This window comes from Amycolatopsis sp. PS_44_ISF1 (genome assembly GCF_032335455.1).
In the GTDB taxonomy this organism is placed as follows: Bacteria; Actinomycetota; Actinomycetes; order Mycobacteriales; family Pseudonocardiaceae; genus Amycolatopsis.
Genome location: NZ_JANUXO010000001.1, coordinates 2,392,373 through 2,409,158, shown reverse-complemented (window position 1 = coordinate 2,409,158; position 16,786 = coordinate 2,392,373). Strand labels below are relative to the sequence as shown.

Annotated in this window: 15 protein-coding genes; 8 read left to right on the top strand and 7 right to left on the bottom strand. The window is 71.5% G+C overall.

Annotation, left to right across the window (positions count from 1 at the left end):
• Positions 1 to 76: 76 nt before the first annotated feature.
• Positions 77 to 3,763, top strand: coding sequence for a BTAD domain-containing putative transcriptional regulator (locus tag NYF13_RS11050; protein WP_315656104.1), 3,687 nt, complete (start codon positions 77 to 79; stop codon positions 3,761 to 3,763).
• A gap of 61 nt (positions 3,764 to 3,824) precedes the next feature.
• Here NYF13_RS11050 and NYF13_RS11045 read toward each other — a convergent pair whose 3' ends face one another.
• Genes NYF13_RS11045 through NYF13_RS11030 form a run of 4 tightly spaced genes read right to left on the bottom strand, consistent with a single transcriptional unit; the run spans position 3,825 to position 7,451 of the window.
• A complete protein-coding gene (locus NYF13_RS11045) occupies positions 3,825 to 4,652 on the bottom strand; it encodes a carbohydrate ABC transporter permease (protein WP_315656103.1) in 828 nt (275 codons plus the stop codon).
• The gene (locus NYF13_RS11040) at positions 4,649 to 5,569 is read right to left on the bottom strand and encodes a sugar ABC transporter permease (protein WP_315656102.1); all 921 of its coding nucleotides are present in this window, start codon (positions 5,567 to 5,569) and stop codon (positions 4,649 to 4,651) included. The genes NYF13_RS11045 and NYF13_RS11040 overlap by 4 nt, the downstream gene beginning before the upstream one ends.
• Positions 5,570 to 5,574: 5 nt before the next feature.
• Positions 5,575 to 6,843, bottom strand: a complete 1,269-nt coding sequence (locus NYF13_RS11035; RefSeq protein ID WP_315656101.1) for an extracellular solute-binding protein — start codon at positions 6,841 to 6,843, stop codon at positions 5,575 to 5,577.
• Positions 6,844 to 6,857: 14 nt separating this feature from the next.
• On the bottom strand, positions 6,858 to 7,451 hold the full coding sequence (locus NYF13_RS11030; protein ID WP_315656100.1) for a LuxR C-terminal-related transcriptional regulator: 594 nt from the start codon (positions 7,449 to 7,451) through the stop codon (positions 6,858 to 6,860).
• 168 nt (positions 7,452 to 7,619) lie between these two features.
• Between NYF13_RS11030 and NYF13_RS11025 the strand changes: the two genes are divergently transcribed.
• The 6 genes from NYF13_RS11025 to NYF13_RS11000 all read left to right on the top strand — a co-directional run bounded on the left by NYF13_RS11025 (position 7,620) and on the right by NYF13_RS11000 (position 13,348).
• Complete coding sequence (locus NYF13_RS11025; protein WP_315656099.1) at positions 7,620 to 8,804, top strand: glycoside hydrolase family 3 N-terminal domain-containing protein; 1,185 nt, start codon at positions 7,620 to 7,622, stop codon at positions 8,802 to 8,804.
• Positions 8,805 to 8,948: 144 nt separating this feature from the next.
• Entirely contained in the window at positions 8,949 to 9,455 is a 507-nt protein-coding gene (locus tag NYF13_RS11020; protein ID WP_315656098.1) for a hypothetical protein, read from the top strand.
• Positions 9,452 to 10,048 carry a DUF3558 domain-containing protein gene (locus tag NYF13_RS11015; protein WP_315656097.1) on the top strand — a complete coding sequence of 199 codons (597 nt, stop codon included), beginning with the start codon at positions 9,452 to 9,454 and terminating at the stop codon, positions 10,046 to 10,048. The genes NYF13_RS11020 and NYF13_RS11015 overlap by 4 nt, the downstream gene beginning before the upstream one ends.
• A 204-nt stretch (positions 10,049 to 10,252) precedes the next feature.
• Complete coding sequence (locus NYF13_RS11010; protein WP_396286940.1) at positions 10,253 to 11,137, top strand: alpha/beta hydrolase family esterase; 885 nt, start codon at positions 10,253 to 10,255, stop codon at positions 11,135 to 11,137.
• Between the two features lie 490 nt (positions 11,138 to 11,627).
• Positions 11,628 to 12,962, top strand: coding sequence for a ricin-type beta-trefoil lectin domain protein (locus NYF13_RS11005; RefSeq protein ID WP_315656095.1), 1,335 nt, complete (start codon positions 11,628 to 11,630; stop codon positions 12,960 to 12,962).
• A gap of 146 nt (positions 12,963 to 13,108) precedes the next feature.
• Entirely contained in the window at positions 13,109 to 13,348 is a 240-nt protein-coding gene (locus NYF13_RS11000) for a hypothetical protein (RefSeq protein ID WP_315656094.1), read from the top strand.
• A gap of 40 nt (positions 13,349 to 13,388) precedes the next feature.
• Here NYF13_RS11000 and NYF13_RS10995 read toward each other — a convergent pair whose 3' ends face one another.
• Complete coding sequence (locus NYF13_RS10995) at positions 13,389 to 13,643, bottom strand: hypothetical protein (RefSeq protein WP_315656093.1); 255 nt, start codon at positions 13,641 to 13,643, stop codon at positions 13,389 to 13,391.
• Between the two features lie 184 nt (positions 13,644 to 13,827).
• Positions 13,828 to 14,532, bottom strand: a complete 705-nt coding sequence (locus NYF13_RS10990) for a GAF and ANTAR domain-containing protein (RefSeq protein ID WP_315657304.1) — start codon at positions 14,530 to 14,532, stop codon at positions 13,828 to 13,830.
• 259 nt (positions 14,533 to 14,791) lie between these two features.
• Between NYF13_RS10990 and NYF13_RS10985 the strand changes: the two genes are divergently transcribed.
• The gene (locus NYF13_RS10985) at positions 14,792 to 15,754 is read left to right on the top strand and encodes a helix-turn-helix domain-containing protein (protein WP_315656092.1); all 963 of its coding nucleotides are present in this window, start codon (positions 14,792 to 14,794) and stop codon (positions 15,752 to 15,754) included.
• Positions 15,755 to 15,880: 126 nt separating this feature from the next.
• On the opposite strand, the gene NYF13_RS10980 is transcribed toward NYF13_RS10985, so the two are convergent.
• Complete coding sequence (locus NYF13_RS10980; RefSeq protein WP_315656090.1) at positions 15,881 to 16,774, bottom strand: NADP-dependent oxidoreductase; 894 nt, start codon at positions 16,772 to 16,774, stop codon at positions 15,881 to 15,883.
• Between the last annotated feature and the right edge of the window lie 12 nt (positions 16,775 to 16,786).

Sequence of the window (16,786 nt, the reverse complement as noted above, 5' to 3'; positions counted from 1 at the left end):
GTCTCGCACCCTGCCGTTCCGCGTTCCGCTCCCGGTAGGCTCGCCCGAGACGGACCGGTACGTCGAATGGAACGACATGCCAGGGGATGGGCACAGCGCATTGCGGGTGACCGTGCTCGGCCCCCTGCGGGCCTGGCGCGGCCGAGCCGAGGTCCGGCTCGGGCCCGCCCGTCAGCGCGCCATCTTCGCGATGCTGGCGGTGAACGCCGGGCATTCGGTGCCCCGTGGGGAACTCATTTCCGGGGTGTGGGGCGATTCGCCGCCGGCGAGTGTCGAAGGCAGTGTGCACACCTACGTCTCCGGTCTCCGGCGGGCCCTCGAACCGGAGCGGACGCGGTGGGCGGCGGCCAGCGTGCTGGTGTCCGAGGCGGCGGGTTACGCCCTCGAGCTCGATCCGCAGGCGCTCGACGCCGCGGTGTTCGAGCAGCACCGCGAACGCGCCCAGCAGTTCACCGCCGAGGGTGACCACGCGCAGGCCGCGGCCGCCCTCGACGCCGCCCTCGGACTCTGGCACGGGGAAGCGCTCTCCGGCGTGCCCGGAGAGTTCGCCGAACGGCACCGGAGCCACCTCGCCGAGCTGCGGCTGGACACGCTGACGCGCCGGGCCGAGGCCGTGCTCGCACTGGGCGGGCACCAGGACCTCATCGCGGAGCTGACCGTGCTCACCGGCGAACACCCGCTGCACGAACCGCTGCGGGAGTCGCTGATGCTCGCGCTCTACCGCAGCGGGCGGCCGTCGGACGCGCTGGAGGTCTTCCGGGAGACCCGCGCGACGTTGCACGCCGAGCTGGGCGTCGAACCGGGCGCCGAGCTGCGCGGGTTGCAGCAGCGGATCCTCGCGCAGGACCCGGCTCTGGAACTCCCCCGCCCCGCCGCGCCGGCCCCGGTTTCCGTGCTGCCGAACCGGGTCAGCGGCGCCCGGAACAACGGCGCCGACGGCCCGCTGTTCGGGCGGGCGGAAGAGGCCCGGCGGCTGGCCGAGCTGCTGGCCGAGGTCCGGGACGGTCGCGGGCGCGCGGTGTGGATCGAGGGTGAGCCCGGGATCGGCAAGTCCGAGCTGCTGGCCGCCGCGTTCGGCCCCGCCGCCGGCACCGGCCTGCAGGTCGCCTGGGTCGCCGCCGACGAGCTGAGCATCCGGTTCCCGCTGCAGGTGATGCTGGAGTGCCTGGCCATCGACCCCGCCTCGCCGGACCCGCGCCGGGCGCGCGTGGCCAAGGAGCTGACCGGCGACGAGCCGCCGCGCCGGACCTGGGGCGCGAGCGATCCGGTGCTCGGCGCCGTGGACCGGCTGCTCTCCCTGGTCGACGAGCTGTGCGCGGACGCCCCGCTGGTGCTGGTGATCGACGATCTGCAGTGGGCCGACGAGTCGAGCGTGCTGGTGTGGCACCGGCTCTGCGCGGCGACCCGGCAGCTGCCCCTGCTGCTGGTGGCCGCCACCCGGCCCGCGCCCGACCGGGCCGAGCTGGCCCAGCTCCGCCGCGGGGTCGGGCAGCGCGACGGCGTGGTGCTGGACCTGGCCCCGCTCGTCACCGACGACGTGACCCGGCTGATCGAGGACCTGCTCGGCGCCGACCCGGGCCCCGGGTTGCGCGAACTGGCCGCCCGGGCCGCCGGGAACCCGTTGTACGTCAAGGAGATGGTGGACGTACTGGTCCGCGCGGGCGCGGTCGAGGTCGGCCACGGACGGGCCGATGTGGACGATCCGGCGGAGTTCGAGACCCCGCGCTCGCTGGTCGCGGCGGTCAACCGGCGGCTCGACTTCCTGCCCGCGCAGACCCAGGACGTGCTGCGCTGGGGCGCGCTGCTGGGCATGGAGTTCGCGGTCGGCGACATCGCCGCGGTGCTCGGCATCCGGCCGTCGGACCTGTTGGGTCCGCTGGAGGAGGGGGTGGAGGCGAACGTGCTGATCGACACCGGCACCCAGCTCGCGTTCCGCCATCCCCTGCTGCGCCAGGCGCTCTACAGCCGGCTGCTCTCGGGCACGCGCGCCGCGCTGCACCGGCAGGCCGCCGAAGCACTGGCGCGGATCGGCGCGCCGGTGAAGCGGGTCGCGGAGCAACTGGTGGCGGCGCCGTCCACAGTGGATCCCTGGGTGCTCGACTGGCTGGCGGAGAACCACTCCGCCGTGTCGAACCGCGCGCCGCTGATCGCCGTCGAGCTGCTGGAACGGGCACTGGCCGCGTGCGCGCAGGACGATCCACGGCGGGAAGTGCTGATCACCGCACTGGTCAAGGTGGCGTTCCGGCTGGAGCGCAGTCCGGAGAAGCTGACCGAGCAGGCCCTGGAACTGTGCCGGGACCCGGAGAACCTGGCCGAGATGCGGCACGTGCTGGCCGCCATCCGGTTCCGGCGGGGTCAGGGCGCGCTCGCCGTGGAAACGCTTCGCGAAGCGGCCGAGAACCCGGCCGTGCCGGAGATCTGGCGGGTCCGGCACCGGCACCTGCTGGCCAACTTCCGCCGCGGCGGGCTGGACGACCTCGACGTCGCCGAGTCGAACGCGCACGCCGCCCGCGCCGACGCCCACGGCGACCGGTACCTGACCGCGCACGCGCTGCAGACGCTGTGGCTGGTGGACTCCGTGCGACGCCACCACACGAGCGCGCTGGCGCACATCGACGAAGCGATCAGCGCCGTCGGCGACGAGCGCGAGCTGGCCGATCTGCACCTGGACCTGCTGGACAACCGCGTGTTCACCCTGCAGAACCTGGACCGCCTCGACGAGGCCGACCGGACCCTGCGCGCCGCGGGCGAGATCGCGCTGCGGCACTCGATGCCGATCGGGTTGCAGGTCTCGGTCGCCGTCCACCGGTACTGGGAGGGCCGGTGGGACGAGGCGCTGGTGGAGCTGGACACGGTCACCGAGGACGGCCCGGCGATCACCTTCTACGGACTGCGCGAGCCGGGCGCGGCGGCGTTGCTGCTGCACGGCGTCGCCTCGCTGATCGCGGCGCGCCGGGGCGAGCAGGGCCAGGCCGCGGCGCACCTCGACGCGGCCGAGGAGTACGCGCCGGCGACCGGCGCCGAGCGGGAAAGCTTCGACTTCCTGCTGGTGGCGCACTCGCTGGTGGCGCTGCAGCGCGGTGACGTCAAGGAAGCGCTGACCGTGCTCGAGCCGATCCTGAACCCGACGTACGCGCAGATGATGCTGCGCCACCAGTGGTTGCCGATGTTCGTGCGGCTCGCCCTCGACGCGGGCGACCGCGAACGCGCGCGACGGGCGCTGGCCGTCTGCGAAGAGGAGTCGGTGAAAGAGCGCGAGCCAGCCCGCGCGTCCGCCGCCACGGCGTGGTGCCGCGGGCTGATCGACGGGGATCCGGGGCCGGTGCTGGAGACCGTGGAGCACTTCCGCGCGGTGGGCCGGAAACCGGAGCTGGCGAGCGCGCTGGAGGACGCGGCCGTGCTGCTCGCGCAGACCGGCGACATGGTCGGCGCGCACGCGGCGTTCGACGAGGCGGCCGAGCTCTACACCTCCCTTTCCGCGCGCTGGGACCTGCAGCGGGCGGAGAAACGCCTGATGGAGCTGGGCGTCCGGCAGGGCTCGCGGATCTCCGTGGTCCGCCCGGGGTCCGGCTGGGACGCGCTCTCGCCGATCGAGGTCCGCATCGCGACGCTCGTGGCGGCCGGCCGGTCGAACCCGGACATCGCCACGGAACTGTCCCTGCCGCGGCGCACCGTGCAGGCGCACGTGGCGCGGCTGCTCGGCAAGCTGGAGTCGCCCTCACGCAGCGGGGTGGCGAACGCCGTGGCGCGCCGGACGAGCTGACCGGGAGCCGTCCCCGATGCCGGCGGAAGGCACCGGCCACGTCGATGGCGCCCGCCGGGCTTCAGCCGTACACGGTCCCCCTCAGGATCCCCCGCACGATGTAGCGCCCGACCACCAGGAACACCACGATGACCGGCAGCACCCCCAGCGTCGCCCCGGTCAGCATCAGCGCGTAGTCCGTGTAGTACCCGCTGGCCAGGTGCGAGAGGACCACCTGCACCGTCGGCTCCTCGTTCGGATCGAGCACCACCAGCGGCCAGAAGTAGTCGTTCCACGTGGCCATGAAGGTCAGCATCGCCAGCACCGCGGCCTGCGGGCGCAGGGCCGGAACGGCCACGTGCCAGAACGTGCGCAGGGTCGAGGCACCGTCCACAGTGGCCGCGTCCACCAGCTCCCGGGTCACCGCACCCTCGCAGGCTTGGCGCATCCAGAACACGCCGAACGCGCTCACCAGCGCGGGCACGATCAGCGCCTCCAGCCGCCCGGTCCAGCCGAGGTCGCCCACCACCAGGTACAACGGGATCACGCCGAGCTGCGCCGGGACCATGGCCGAGCCGACCACGAACAGGAACAGGCTGTCGCGGCCCGGGAAGCGCAACCGCGCGAACGCGAAGCCGGCCAGGCTCGACAGGACCACATTGGACACCATCACCGTGGTCGACACGATCAGCGAGTTGCCGATGGCCAGCCAGAAGTCGACCGTGTCGAACACCCGCCGCACGTTCTCGAACAGGTGCCCGCCCGGCAGCATCACCGGGGAGGTGTCGCCGATCGCCGAATCGTCGCGGGTGGAGACCACGAACGACCAGTACAGCGGGAACACCGAAGCGCCGAGCACGGCCACCAGCGCCGCGTAGACCCAGCCGCCGGGCCGGCCGCGGGAGGTCACGAGGCCCTCACGAACCGGCGCACCAGCCGGTAGTTGACCACCGCGAACACCGCGCAGAACAGGAACATCGCCCAGGACAGCGCGGCGGCGTACCCGGCGTCGAACCGGCCGAAGCCCTGCTCGTAGAGGTACATCGTGAGGGTCTGGAACTGCCGGTCGTTGCCGCCGGTGCCGCCGGAGCCCGTGGGGTCGAACAACTGCGGCTCGGCGAACAGCTGGAGGCCGTTGACCGTGCCGGCCACGGCGGTGAAGGCGATCGTCGGCCGGATGCCCGGCACGGTGACCGACCAGAACGAGCGCCAGCGCGACGCGCCGTCCAGCTCCGCCGCCTCGTACAGCTCCTGCGGCACCGCCTGCATCGCGGCCAGGTAGATCAGCGCGTTGTAGCCGGTCCAGCGCCACATCACCATGGTGGCCACGGCCAGGTGCGAGGACCACCGCCGGGCCTGCCACGAGATCGGGTCGACGCCGAACCAGCCGAGCACCTCGTTGACCACGCCGTAGTCGCGGCTGAACAACTGCCCGAACACCAGCCCGACGGCCACCACCGAGACCACGTTCGGCAGCAGCACGCCGGTGCGCCACCAGGTGGCCCCGCGCAGCGGCCGGTTCAGCAGGGCCGCGACACCGAGCGCGAGGAAGAACTCCGGGATGGCCGAAAGCAGGAAGATGCTGGTGGTGTTGAACAACGCGTTGTAGAAGCGCGGATCGGTGAGCAGCTCGGCGTAGTTGGCCAGGCCGGACCCGCCCTCGTTCCCGGAGAGCAGGTCCCAGTGGTGCAGCGAGACCCATGCCGTGTACAGCAGGGGGAACGCGCCGAACACCAGGAAAACCGCGAAGAACGGCGCGATGAACAGGAAGGGCGTGGCCTTCCGATCGAATCTCGCCGGCCCGTCCAGCCGGCGTGCGCGCGCCACCGTGGCTACTTGATCGCCGCGCGGCCCATCTTGACCGCGTCGTCCCAGGCCTGCTGCACGTTCTCGGACTGGTCTTCGATCCGCCCGAGCGCGCGCCCGAACTCGGGACGCACCTGGGCGTCGTGCAGTCCGCGGTAGTTGGGGCGCAGGGTGTCCGCGGAGGACGCGTAGATCTGCCCGAGCGGCGCGTTCGAGAAGTACGGATCGGTGTGGGCGGCCACCTGCGGGTCCTTGTACGCCGCCGGTTCACTCGGCAGGATCCCGTCGGACAGGAAGAGGCGCTTCTCCTGCTCCGGCGCGGTCAGCCAGCGCGCGAGGTCGTACGCCTCTTTCGGGTGCGCGCCCTGCTTCGGGATGGTCAGGAACGACCCGCCCTGGTTGCCGCTGGCGCCCGGAACCGTGGTCACGTCCCACTTCCCGCTGTTGCCCTCGCCGCCCGCCTCCTTGATCTGCGTGAGCATCCACGCGGGACAGGCGATGGTGGCGAACGAGCCCTGCTTGATCGCCACGTTCCACTGCTGCGTGTACGTGGTGGCGGCCGCGGTCTCGCCCTTCTGCGCGATGCCGCCGGCCAGGAAGAACGCGTCGCGCACGGCGGGGTTGGTGTCCGCGATGTAGGAATCGTCGGCGGCCGAGAAGTAGTTCTGCGGCGACTGGTTGAGCATCGCGGTGTACACGGTGCCTGCGGAGTCGGCGAACTTCACCTCCGGCAGCTTCTGGGTGAACCGGTCGGCGACGTCGGCGTAGGCCGGCCAGTTCGGCATCAGCTTGGCCACGTCCGCGCGGTCGGTCGGCAGGCCGGCCCGGGCGAACAGGTCCCGGCGGTAGCACAGGGCCAGGCTGCCCATGTCGGTGCCGAGGCCGAGGACGTAGTCCCCGTCCGTGCCCTGCGCCCACTTCCACGGCGACCACTGGCTCTTCAGCTGCTCCGCGCCGTAGTCGGCGAGGTTGACGAACTTGTCCTTCGCCCGGATGTACTGCGGGATGTACTGCTCTTCGATCGCGACCACGTCGGCCGCGCCGTGCCCGGCCGCCAGCTGGGTGGCCAGGGTCTTGAAGTGCGTGTCGAAGTCGGTGACCCGGCCCTTGATCTCGACGTCCGGGTGCTGCTTCTCGTACTCCGCGAACAGCGGCGCGTACCCGAACTCCCCGAAGGTCGCGACGGTAAGCTGGATCTTGCCGCCCGCCGCGCCGGAGCCACCACAGGCGGACGTGAGCAGCAGGAGCGCGGTCGTCAGCACTGCGACGGCCGGGCGTCGGGTCAGCGTTCGCACGGAGTGAGCTTCCCTCAGATAACACCTGCGCGCAGGGCGTAGGCGACGGCATGCGGTCGGTTGCGCAGCTTCAGCCTATTCGTCATGCCGTAGATGACGTTCTTCACGGTCCGTTCGGAGTAGCAGAGCTTGCCCGCGATCTCGGCCGTGTCCCAGCCTTCGGCCATCAGCCGCAGCACGTCGACCTCGCGCGGGGACAGCGCGGCACCGCCCGCGGCGTGCTGCAGGCTCTGGGCCTGGCCCAGCAGGTCGCGCAGCGAGCTCTCCCGGCCGGTGGCGGCGGCCACGATGCTCCTGGCCAGCTTGTCGCCCGCGATCGCCTCGCGCGGCAGCACGGCGGCGACGTGGCAGGCGGCCAGCTCCGGCAGCTCCTCGGCATCGACGTGCCCGGCGACCAGGACGATCGCCGCGGGGGTCTCGGACGCGGCGGCCCGCAGCGCGGCCTTCACGTCGGGCGTCACCCGGCTCGCGGCGAACACGAGCACGGCGGCCTCGCCCCGGCGCTGGCCGGGAACCACCTGGATCTGCTCATATGAGCGGAGGTGCTCGATCAGCCCCGCCAGCGCGATCGGGTCCGAAGCCCATGCCGCCACCCTGACCTGATCCATCGTTACCTCCCTGGAGAAACACCCATCCCGTGTCGTCAGTCTGCTGAGGGCGGCTTCATGAATTCTCTAGCCGCCGTGAAGCCCATTCTTCACGAGGCGAAGACGAAGGTCACCCGGGCTTCGGATACCGTCGCGAGAGTACACCGACGGCGGACGGGCAAGGAATTGATGAAGGCGCAGACACGGAAGCGGCGGCCGGCGGGGATCTTCGCGGCCCTGCTGCTGTCCGGCCTCGTCCCGGGATGCGCCGCACCGGCCATCTCGGGCACCGCGATGGCGCTTCCGACCACGCCCCCGCCCACCGACGGCGGCACCTCGATCGCTTCCCCACCTGCGAAAACGTCGGCTCCGCCGGCTTCGGGCTGCACCGCGGTGCTGGCCTCGATGGACGTGCGCTCGCAGGTCGCCCAGCTCGTCGTGCCGGGGGTCGACGCCGCGAACCCGGCGGCGGCGGTGAACCTGGTGCGGGCCCAGCAGATCGGCGGAATCTTCGTGGGCGGCAATAACACCACGCTGTTGCAGAATGGTGCGCTCGCCGAAGTCCAGCGGGCCGCGAAGATCCCGGTGTCGGTCGCCGTCGATGAAGAAGGCGGACGAGTTCAACGCATCGACGATCTCGACGGATCACTGCCGAGTGCCCGCGAGCTGGCCGCCACGAAAACACCCGATGAAGTACGCGCGCTCGGCGTCCAACGTGGGCAGCAGCTACGCGCTCACGGTGTCACCGTCGACTACGCGCCCGACGCGGACGTCAGCGACGAACCGGACGACGCGGTGATCGGCGACCGCTCCTACAGCGCGGACCCGGCGAAGGTGCGCGCGTACGCGATGGCCTTCGCGAACGGGTTGCGCGAGAGCGGCATCACGCCGGTGCTCAAGCACTTCCCCGGCCACGGCCACGGCTCCGGCGACTCGCACAAGGGCACGGTCACCACGCCGCCGCTGGACCAGCTGCGGCAGGTGGACCTCCAGCCGTACCGCAACCTCGCGGAGTACGGCCAGGTCGAGGTGATGGTCGGCCACCTCGACGTGCCGGGCCTGACCGACGGCGTACCGGCGTCCATCTCCCCCGCGGCGTACCAGCTCCTGCGCGGCGAATACCACTTCACCGGTCCGGTGATCACCGACGACCTGGGCGGCATGAAGGCCATCACCGACCAGTACTCGCTGCCCGACGCGGTGCTCAGGGCCCTGCAGGCGGGCGCGGACGAGGCGTTGTTCTCGTCCGGGTCGGGCGACGTGGGCCAGGTGCTGGACCGGTTGGTGAAGGCAGTCGCAGACGGCGACCTGCCGGCGGACCGGGTAGCGGCTTCGGTGCAGCGGGTACTGACGTCGAAGGGCGCGTGCGGCTGACGTTCGGTCGGGACCCGATCATGGGCTCGGTCGTGGGCCGATTCCGTGCATGGGCTGCGGCATGGCGAAGACGCACCGTTTCCACTCGGCTACGATCAGTTCATCCGAGTGAGGTCGGCGATGTAGCCGCGAGGGGATGCCGCAGTGGGGAACGAGCAGCCGCCGTCGAACAACGGGGCAACGCAGGCACCGAACCGGGCCGGATATCTGACGCCGGAGGAGCAAGCGAAGCGGAAAGCTCAGGACGACCGCTACAACGAGGCCATGAATTCGGCCGGCGTGAAGGTCTACCAGCAGCGCCAGCAGGAAGACGCGGCGGCCAACGCCGCGGCCGCGGGCGGCTCGTTCGTCATGGATGTCGATGCGATGCGGGCCTTGCAGCCGCAGTGGCAGTCCATCGCGGACAAGCTCAAGCAGGCGGTTCAACTGGGCCAGCAGCTCCCCCACGTGGATCAGCCCGCCGAGGACGAAGGCAGCACCAGGCAAAAACAGGCTGCCGACGCACACGCCGACGCCTATGTGACCAGCGTAATGGCCCAGCAAGCGTATGCGCAGGCCTACGCCGACAGTCTCAAGGACTCCATCACCGCATACGAGAAGCAGGAACAAGCGGCTCAAGACGCTGTCAACGAGCACGGAGGTCGGCAGTGAAGCGAAGTCTGATGGCCGGGACGGCTGCGGTGACGGCACTCGTGTTAGCCGCCTGTTCCCCGCAAAGCCATGACGAGACGCCGATGGCATCGGCAGGACCATCTATTTCCACCGGCAACAAGCTGGTCGCGCCGCGGGTGCCGAATGCGCTGAACGTGTCGAAGTTCGAACAGGACCCCTGCACCGTGCTCAGCCCGGCACAGGCCGGCGAGATTGCCAACTGGACCACCAGCAGCAAAGCCGACGGCAATGCAGCGCCGATCTGCACCTGGGCCGACAAGGACCACAACACCGTGACCATCGGTTTCGTCCCCGGAAACGGCGGATTGACCACCTCGTACAAAAACCAGGACAGCAAATACGGTTACTTCGCCGTAGCTCCCGATGTCGAAGGCTATCCGGCGGTCTACTCCGCAGCACATGACGATCGCGGAGAAGGCGGCTGCCTGGTGGCTGTCGGCGTCAGCGACGACGAAGTGTTCACCACCAGTGTCAGCTTCCGGAAGAATCTTTCCCCGCACTACTCGGATCCCTGCCCGGTGGCGTCCCGGACAGCGGAAGCCGCGATGGTGACCATCAAGGGCGGCGCGTAAAGGTCGAATGCGTGGAACGACGCCAACGGGGCGGCCGAGGTGACCCGAGAACATCGCGGCAGGACCCCGTACGGGGTGAACTCTATGAACTCAACTCCTCGTTCCGCGTCCGGTGGGGTGATCCTGGTCCCGCCTGCCGGGCCGATCGAGGAGGATCGAGTGTCGTGTAAACGTGTTCTCGCCGGAGTCGTTGTCCTGCTCGGGTTGAGCGGTTCGGTCGCTGGGCCCGCTTCGGCCTCGGAGGTGGGTTCGCCCGGGGTGGTCGACCACCCGGTCGCCACCACCGGGTGCGGCCGGGCGGCGCCGTCCGGTGGGACGGGGCACGTGAGCTCCGGCGGCGTCGACCGCGAGTACCTGATCCACCTGCCGGCCGGGTACGACTCGCGGCGGTCCTACCCGCTGGTGCTGTCGTTCCACGGGCACGGGCGCACCGCCGCGTACCAGGAGGAACTTTCGGGTTTCTCGAAGACCGGCGCCATCGCCGTGTACCCCCAGGGCCTGACCGGCACGGACGGCGAAACGGCCTGGACCGGCGCGCCCTACTCCGCCCCGGTGGACGACGTGGTGTTCACCAGCGACCTGCTCACCTCGCTGCAGCAGCGGCTGTGCGTGGACCCGAGCCGCATCTACGCCGCGGGCAAGTCCAACGGCGGCGGGTTCGTCGGGGTGCTGGCCTGCCGGTTGCCCGGCCGGATCGCCGCGTTCGCCCCGGTCTCGGGCGCCTTCTACCCGCAGGGTGGGGCGTGCACGCCGTCACGGCGGGCGCCGCTGATCGACTTCCACGGCACGGCCGACACCACCATCCCGTACACCGGCAACCCGGCGAAGGGCCTTCCGTCCATTCCGGACTGGCTGGCGGGCTGGGCCTCGCGCGACGGCTGCTTCCCGCGTCCGCTGGAGTTCTCCCCGGTGAAGGACGTGCTGACGCGCTGGTGGCTCGGCTGCTCATTGGTGCACTTCCAGGTCCAGCACGCCGGGCACGTCTGGCCGAGCACCGAGCCGAACCCGGACTCGGCCACCCCGACCACGATCGACGCCACACCGGTCATCTGGCAGTTCTTCCGAACGCACCCGCTGAACCGCTGGTGACACCGGGCCTCGCGCCGGCGGCCGACCCCGAGACGACCGCCGGCTCAGCGCCGCACCTGCGCCGGAGACGATAAGGCGCGGCGCCCGGGACCGGTCCCGGGAAGTCCCGTGGCGGTGCCGGTTTTGCGGTGTTCTCTTCCCTTCCACGGCGAATCTTGCCCGGTCAGCGGGATGGTCTGGACCGGCAGGGTGAATGTCGTTGCCCCGGCCCGCCGGAGCGGGTATCACTTTCTTCACACCACATATTAAGTCGGCAAGAAAAGATTCCCACCGCCCCCGGAATGGCCGGCTCGATCTGGTGCCCTGCCGTTCCCGATTCGGCCATGGGCGCGATGCCCCACGCGTACGCGGCGACGGAGCCGACACGCCGGGTCGGACTCCGGCCCCGGGTCGGTCCGGCGCGCCCATAGCCGGCCCGGCGGTCGGGCCGCGAACCGGACCTGACCGCCGTGCTCTCCCCTCGGCCCGACTTCCCCAGGAGACCCCGGACATGCGCCTCACGAAACCCCGCACGCTCGCCGCCGCGGCCCTGCCGATCCTGTCGCTCACCCTCGTCCCGGGGGTGAGCGCGGCCGCCCCCCAGGCCGACGGTGCCTTCCCCGCCCACTATTCGGCGCCGTACCTGCAGGTCAGCGATTCGGACATCGGCGACCTGGCCGCCGACCAGCGCGCCACCGGCACGAAGTTCTACACGCTGGCCTTCCTCACCCCCTCCTCCGGCTGCACCCAGCAGTGGGAGGCCAACGGCACCGGCGTCGGCTCGTTCACCTCGCAGATCAGATCCCTGCAGGCGGCCGGCGGCAACGTGATCCCGTCGTTCGGCGGTGCACAGGGCGGCGAGGTCGCGCAGACCTGCACCGACACCGCCAACCTGACCGCCGCGTACGCCAACGTGGTCAGCACCTACGGCACCCCTCGGCTGGACTTCGACATCGAAGAGGACACGCTCAAGGACACCGCGGCCAACCAGCGCCGCAACTCCGCGCTCGCCGCGCTGCAGAAGCAGAACCCGGGCGTCCAGGTCGGCTACACCCTCGCCGTGGACCCGGACGGGCTGCCCGGCCCGCAGCTCGACCTCCTGCGCGACGCCAAGGCCAAAGGACTGAAGGTCAGCGTCGTCAACCTGATGGTGATGGACTTCTACGACGGCCAGCCGGTGCTCGGCGACGCGCTCGCGGCCGCACGGGCCACCGCCGGTCAACTGGCGAGCCTGTACGGGATCTCGGCTTCGGCGGCGTACGGGATGATGGGCCTGACGCCGATCGCCGGGCGCAACGACGACGGCGCGCAGTTCAGCCAGTCCGACGCGCAGCAACTGGAGACCTTCGCCGCGCAGAACGGCGTCCAGGAGCTGTCGTTCTGGGAGGTCCAGGACTACGACCGGGCCACCGGTTACGCGTACTCGCGGATCTTCGGCGCCATCTCCGGGGGCGGCACCACCCCGCCGGCCGGCGGCCGGCCGATCACCGGTTACGGCGGCAAGTGCGTCGACGTCGCCGGGGCGAACAGCGCGAACGGCACTCCCGTGGACCTCTACCGGTGCAACGCCACGATCGCGCAGCAGTGGACCTCGACCGGCGCCACCCTGCAGGCGCTCGGGAAGTGCCTGGACGTCGCCTCGGCCGGCACCGCGAACGGCGCCGAGGTCCAGCTCTACGACTGCAACGGCACCGCCGCGCAGCAGTGGACGCGCACCGGCTCGAACGAGCTGGTGAACACCGGTTCCGGCAAGTGCCTCGACGCCACCGGCCCGAGCTCGGCCGACGGCACCCCGTTGCAGATCTGGACCTGCACGGCGGCTCCGAACCAGCAGTGGACGTGGTGAGGTGGTGATTAACCGACCTCGATGAGCTCACCGGTGGGGAGTGTTTTCCTTGCTCCCCACCGGTTTTTCCTCGTTTTCCCCGTCATGACCCACGCGGTGGGGCGTCGGACCCACGTCAGGGTCGCCGAGGAGAAGCGAGGAGCGCGATGACCGTCAGGAGCCACCACGACGTGGAGGACGCGGTCGGCGAGGTCGGCCTGTGGCTGACCGGCGAGTTTTCCGGGCGGCTGGCCGCTTCGGCCGTCGCCGCGGTGGTCCGCGTGACCCGCCGCGACCTCGAAGGCCGGATCGCCCCGGAGGACCTGGGTGAGATGCTGCACCGCATGAGCCGCACCCGGCTGCAGCGCCTGCTGGCGAACGAGGTGCGGATCCCGCGGCGGCGGTGAGGCCGGTCCGGATGACCGGCCCCGGACCGGCGGCCCGGGCTCAGGCCCCGCCGCCGCCCGGGTTCGGCAGCACCCGGCTGCTGAGCGGGAGGCTGTGCGGCCGTTCCGGCGGCCACCACACCTGCGCGGGCGGCGGGGGCACGTCGTCGTCGGGGAGTTCGAGGGCGTCGAGGCCGCGTTGCCAGCGGTTCCAGTGCGCGGAGCACAGCCCGCGCCACAACGACGGTTCCGCGCACTCCAGCCGCCGGCACGGCTGCTCCTGCTGCCTGCTGTCCATCACGTTCGCGACTCCCACCGTGACTCGGCTCCCGGCCCAGCCGGCCCCGGGAACGACCCGGACACCCCACTCGGCCGGGAACGCAACCCTTGCGCACCAACGGAACGGGGGCTCAGCCTACTCCTGCCGAAAACTCCGGCGCCGACCTCCCGGACACCCGTTCAGCGGTTGACCCGGTTCTCGCCGTCCCGCAGCGGCGGTACTACCCCGCGGTCAGGTCGCGGACGAAGCGGGCCGCCACCTCGCGCAGTTTCACGTTGGTGTGCTGCGATTCGGTGATGAGCCGGCGCATGGCCTGCTCCTCGTCGACCCGGTGCACGGCCATCAGGATGCCCTTGGCCTGCTCGATCACCGCCCGGTTGCGCATCGCGGCGTCGAGGCTTTCGGCGAGCTCCTGCGCCTGCTGGTACCGCCGGGCGGTGCGCAGCACGGACACCACGACCACGGTGTAGAGCCGGAGCACCTTGGTGTCGAGCTCTTCGAACCCGTGGTCGCCGTAGCCGAACAGGTTCACCGCGCCGGAGAGCCGCTCGTCCACCCACAGCGGGGCCGCGAGGTAGCTGCCGACGCCCCTTTCCCCGGCCGCCGCGGTGAAGACCGGCCACGTCTCGCGCGCGCGGCTCACGCCCAGGCGCACCACCTCACCGCTCGCCGCCGCGCGCAGGCAGGGGCCGTCGCCCGCGGCGTATTGGGCCTGGTCGAGCTCGTAGGCCGTGTCGTGGGTCCATGCGGCGGTCTCCGGGCCGTTCTCCCCGACCAGGGTGATGCTGGCCAGGTCGGCGCCCTCGATCACGGTCACCGCTTCACCGCAGATCGCCTCGAAGACCTCGGCGTTGTCGGGAGCCGTCTCCAGCGTGCCGGTCAGGTCCGCCATCGCCGCGGTCAGCTCGTCCAGCCGCTCGGCCATGCGGTCTCCACTCGTCGCCACGACTGTTCCTTCCGTGCCTTCTTTCCGTGGCACGGGGCCCCGGTCGATCAGGGCCGCTGGTCAGCTCAACGGATCCACGGGGAATGCTACCGTCCCCCGTGCCCCACCGGCGGCACCGCTCGAACGATCACCAAGGGGCTGATTGCCATTCTTCAACGGGTTCTCGCCATGCCTCTGACCTGGCCTTTTGCCCGCTGAGCGGCTTGGCTGAAATCCGTCGGGTTGGTAAGTTACCGCCATGCACACCATCGCCGTGCTCGCGTTGGACGGGGTTGTCGCCTTCGACCTGGCCACCCCGCTGGAGGTGTTCTCCCGCACCCGGCTGCCCGACGGGCGCACGCCGTACCGGGTGCGCGTCTGCGGCCCGGCGCCGACGATCGAGTCGGCGGCGTTCACCCTGGCCCCGCGCCACGGTCTGGACGCGCTCGCCGAGGCGGACACGATCGTACTTCCCGGCTGCGCGGACCTGTCCGCGCCGGTGCCCGCCGAGGTCGTCGAAGCCCTGCGCGCGGCCGCCGCCCGTGGCACGCGCATCGCGTCGATCTGCAGCGGCGCGTTCGTGCTGGCGGCCACGGGGCTGCTCGACGGGAAGCGCGCGACCACCCATTGGCTCGCCGCCCCGGCCCTGGCGGCGGCCCACCCGCGGATCGAGGTCGACCCGGACGTGCTCTACGTCGACCACGGCCAGTTCCTGACCTCGGCGGGCGCCGCGGCCGGCCTGGACCTGTGCCTGCACCTGGTGCGTCGCGACCACGGCTCGGCCGTCGCCGCCGACAGCGCGCGCCTGTCGGTGATGCCGCTGGAGCGCGAGGGCGGTCAGGCGCAGTTCATCGTCCACGAGCAGCCGCCGGCCCCGCGGGGTTCGGCGCTGGAACCGCTGCTGTCCTGGCTGGAGGACAACGCTTCCCGGGAGCTGACGCTGGAGGACATCGCCGCCCAGGCCCGGATGTCGACGCGGACGCTGAACCGCCGCTTCCGCGAGCAGGTCGGGACCAGTCCGCTGCAGTGGCTGCACCGCGCCCGCGTCCGCCAGGCCCAGTACCTGCTGGAGGTGACGGGTCACTCGGTCGACCGCATCGCCGGGCAGGTGGGCTTCGGCTCGGTCACCGCCTTCCGGGAACGGTTCAAGCGGGTGGTGGGCACCAGCCCGCAGGCTTACCGGACGGCCTTCCGCGCACCGGACCCGGCAGCGGTCGGCTGATCGGGCACTTTCGTCCGATGTGGACGGACGTCGCGCCACCGGGGTGGCCGCGTGAACCGGCGCACTCCGCCGAATTCTCTCGATCAGCGGTCGCCGGCACCCGTCGAGCAGCCGCCGCGCGGGCGGTCAGATCACGATGACCCGGCGCCCGCGGGTGTGACCGGCGTGGCTGTCGGCGTGCGCCGCCGCGGCGTCGGTGAGCGGGTAGGACTTCTCGACCGGGATGTGCAACCGGCCCCGGGCGATGAGGTCGGCGGCCTCGGCCAGCGCGTCCGGCACGCTCCCGGCCACTCCGGAGAACCGGGCGCCGAGGCCGGGCGCCCCGAGGTCGGCGATCGAGATGACCCGCCCCGGGTCCCCGGTCAGCTCGATCATTTCGCGGACCACGCCCGAACCGGCCAGGTCGAGCGCCGCGTCGACCGGGCCCAGCCGCCGCACCCGCTCGACCCAGCCCGCGCCGTAGGTCGTGGCCAGGGCCCCCAGGCCACGCAGGTAGCCCTGGTTCGCCGCGCCGGCCGTGCCGATCACCCGCACGCCGCGTTCCCGGGCGAGTTGCAGCAACGCCGAGCCGACTCCTCCGGACGCGCCGCTGACCAGCAGCGTCTGCCCGCGTTCCACACCGGACTCCCGGAGGAGCCGCACCGCGGTCTCCACCACGGACGGGTACCCGGCCGCCTCCTCGAAGCCCAGCCCCTCGGGCATCCGGGCCCAGGCCGTCAGCACGGCGAACTCGGCGTAGGTGTCCCGGCCCTCGCCGAACACGTGGTCGCCCGGCTCGACGCCGCGCACCCCGGCGCCGACCTCGTCCACCACCCCGGCGGCGTCGATCCCGACCCCGGCGGGCAGCACGGTCGGGTGGGCGCCGAGGACCTGGCCCTCCCGGATCCGCCAGTCGACCGGGTTCACCCCGGCCGCCCGCACCAGGACGCGCACCTGGCCGGGGCCCGCGTGGGGCTCCTCGGCCTCTTCCAGCCGCAGGACTTCCGGACCGCCGAACTCGGCGAAGCTCACTCTCTTCATGCCATCGAACGT

Excerpts from the sequence above, each read along its gene's own strand:
- NYF13_RS11050 (WP_315656104.1), top strand. The coding sequence starts at position 77 with ATGCCAGGGGATGGGCACAGCGCATTGCGGGTGACCGTGCTCGGCCCC.
- NYF13_RS11030 (WP_315656100.1), bottom strand. The coding sequence starts at position 7,451 with ATGGATCAGGTCAGGGTGGCGGCATGGGCTTCGGACCCGATCGCGCTG.
- NYF13_RS11025 (WP_315656099.1), top strand. The coding sequence starts at position 7,620 with ATGAAGGCGCAGACACGGAAGCGGCGGCCGGCGGGGATCTTCGCGGCC.
- NYF13_RS11005 (WP_315656095.1), top strand. The coding sequence starts at position 11,628 with ATGCGCCTCACGAAACCCCGCACGCTCGCCGCCGCGGCCCTGCCGATC.
- NYF13_RS11000 (WP_315656094.1), top strand. The coding sequence starts at position 13,109 with ATGACCGTCAGGAGCCACCACGACGTGGAGGACGCGGTCGGCGAGGTC.
- NYF13_RS10990 (WP_315657304.1), bottom strand. The coding sequence starts at position 14,532 with ATGGCCGAGCGGCTGGACGAGCTGACCGCGGCGATGGCGGACCTGACC.
- NYF13_RS10985 (WP_315656092.1), top strand. The coding sequence starts at position 14,792 with ATGCACACCATCGCCGTGCTCGCGTTGGACGGGGTTGTCGCCTTCGAC.
- NYF13_RS10980 (WP_315656090.1), bottom strand. The coding sequence starts at position 16,774 with ATGAAGAGAGTGAGCTTCGCCGAGTTCGGCGGTCCGGAAGTCCTGCGG.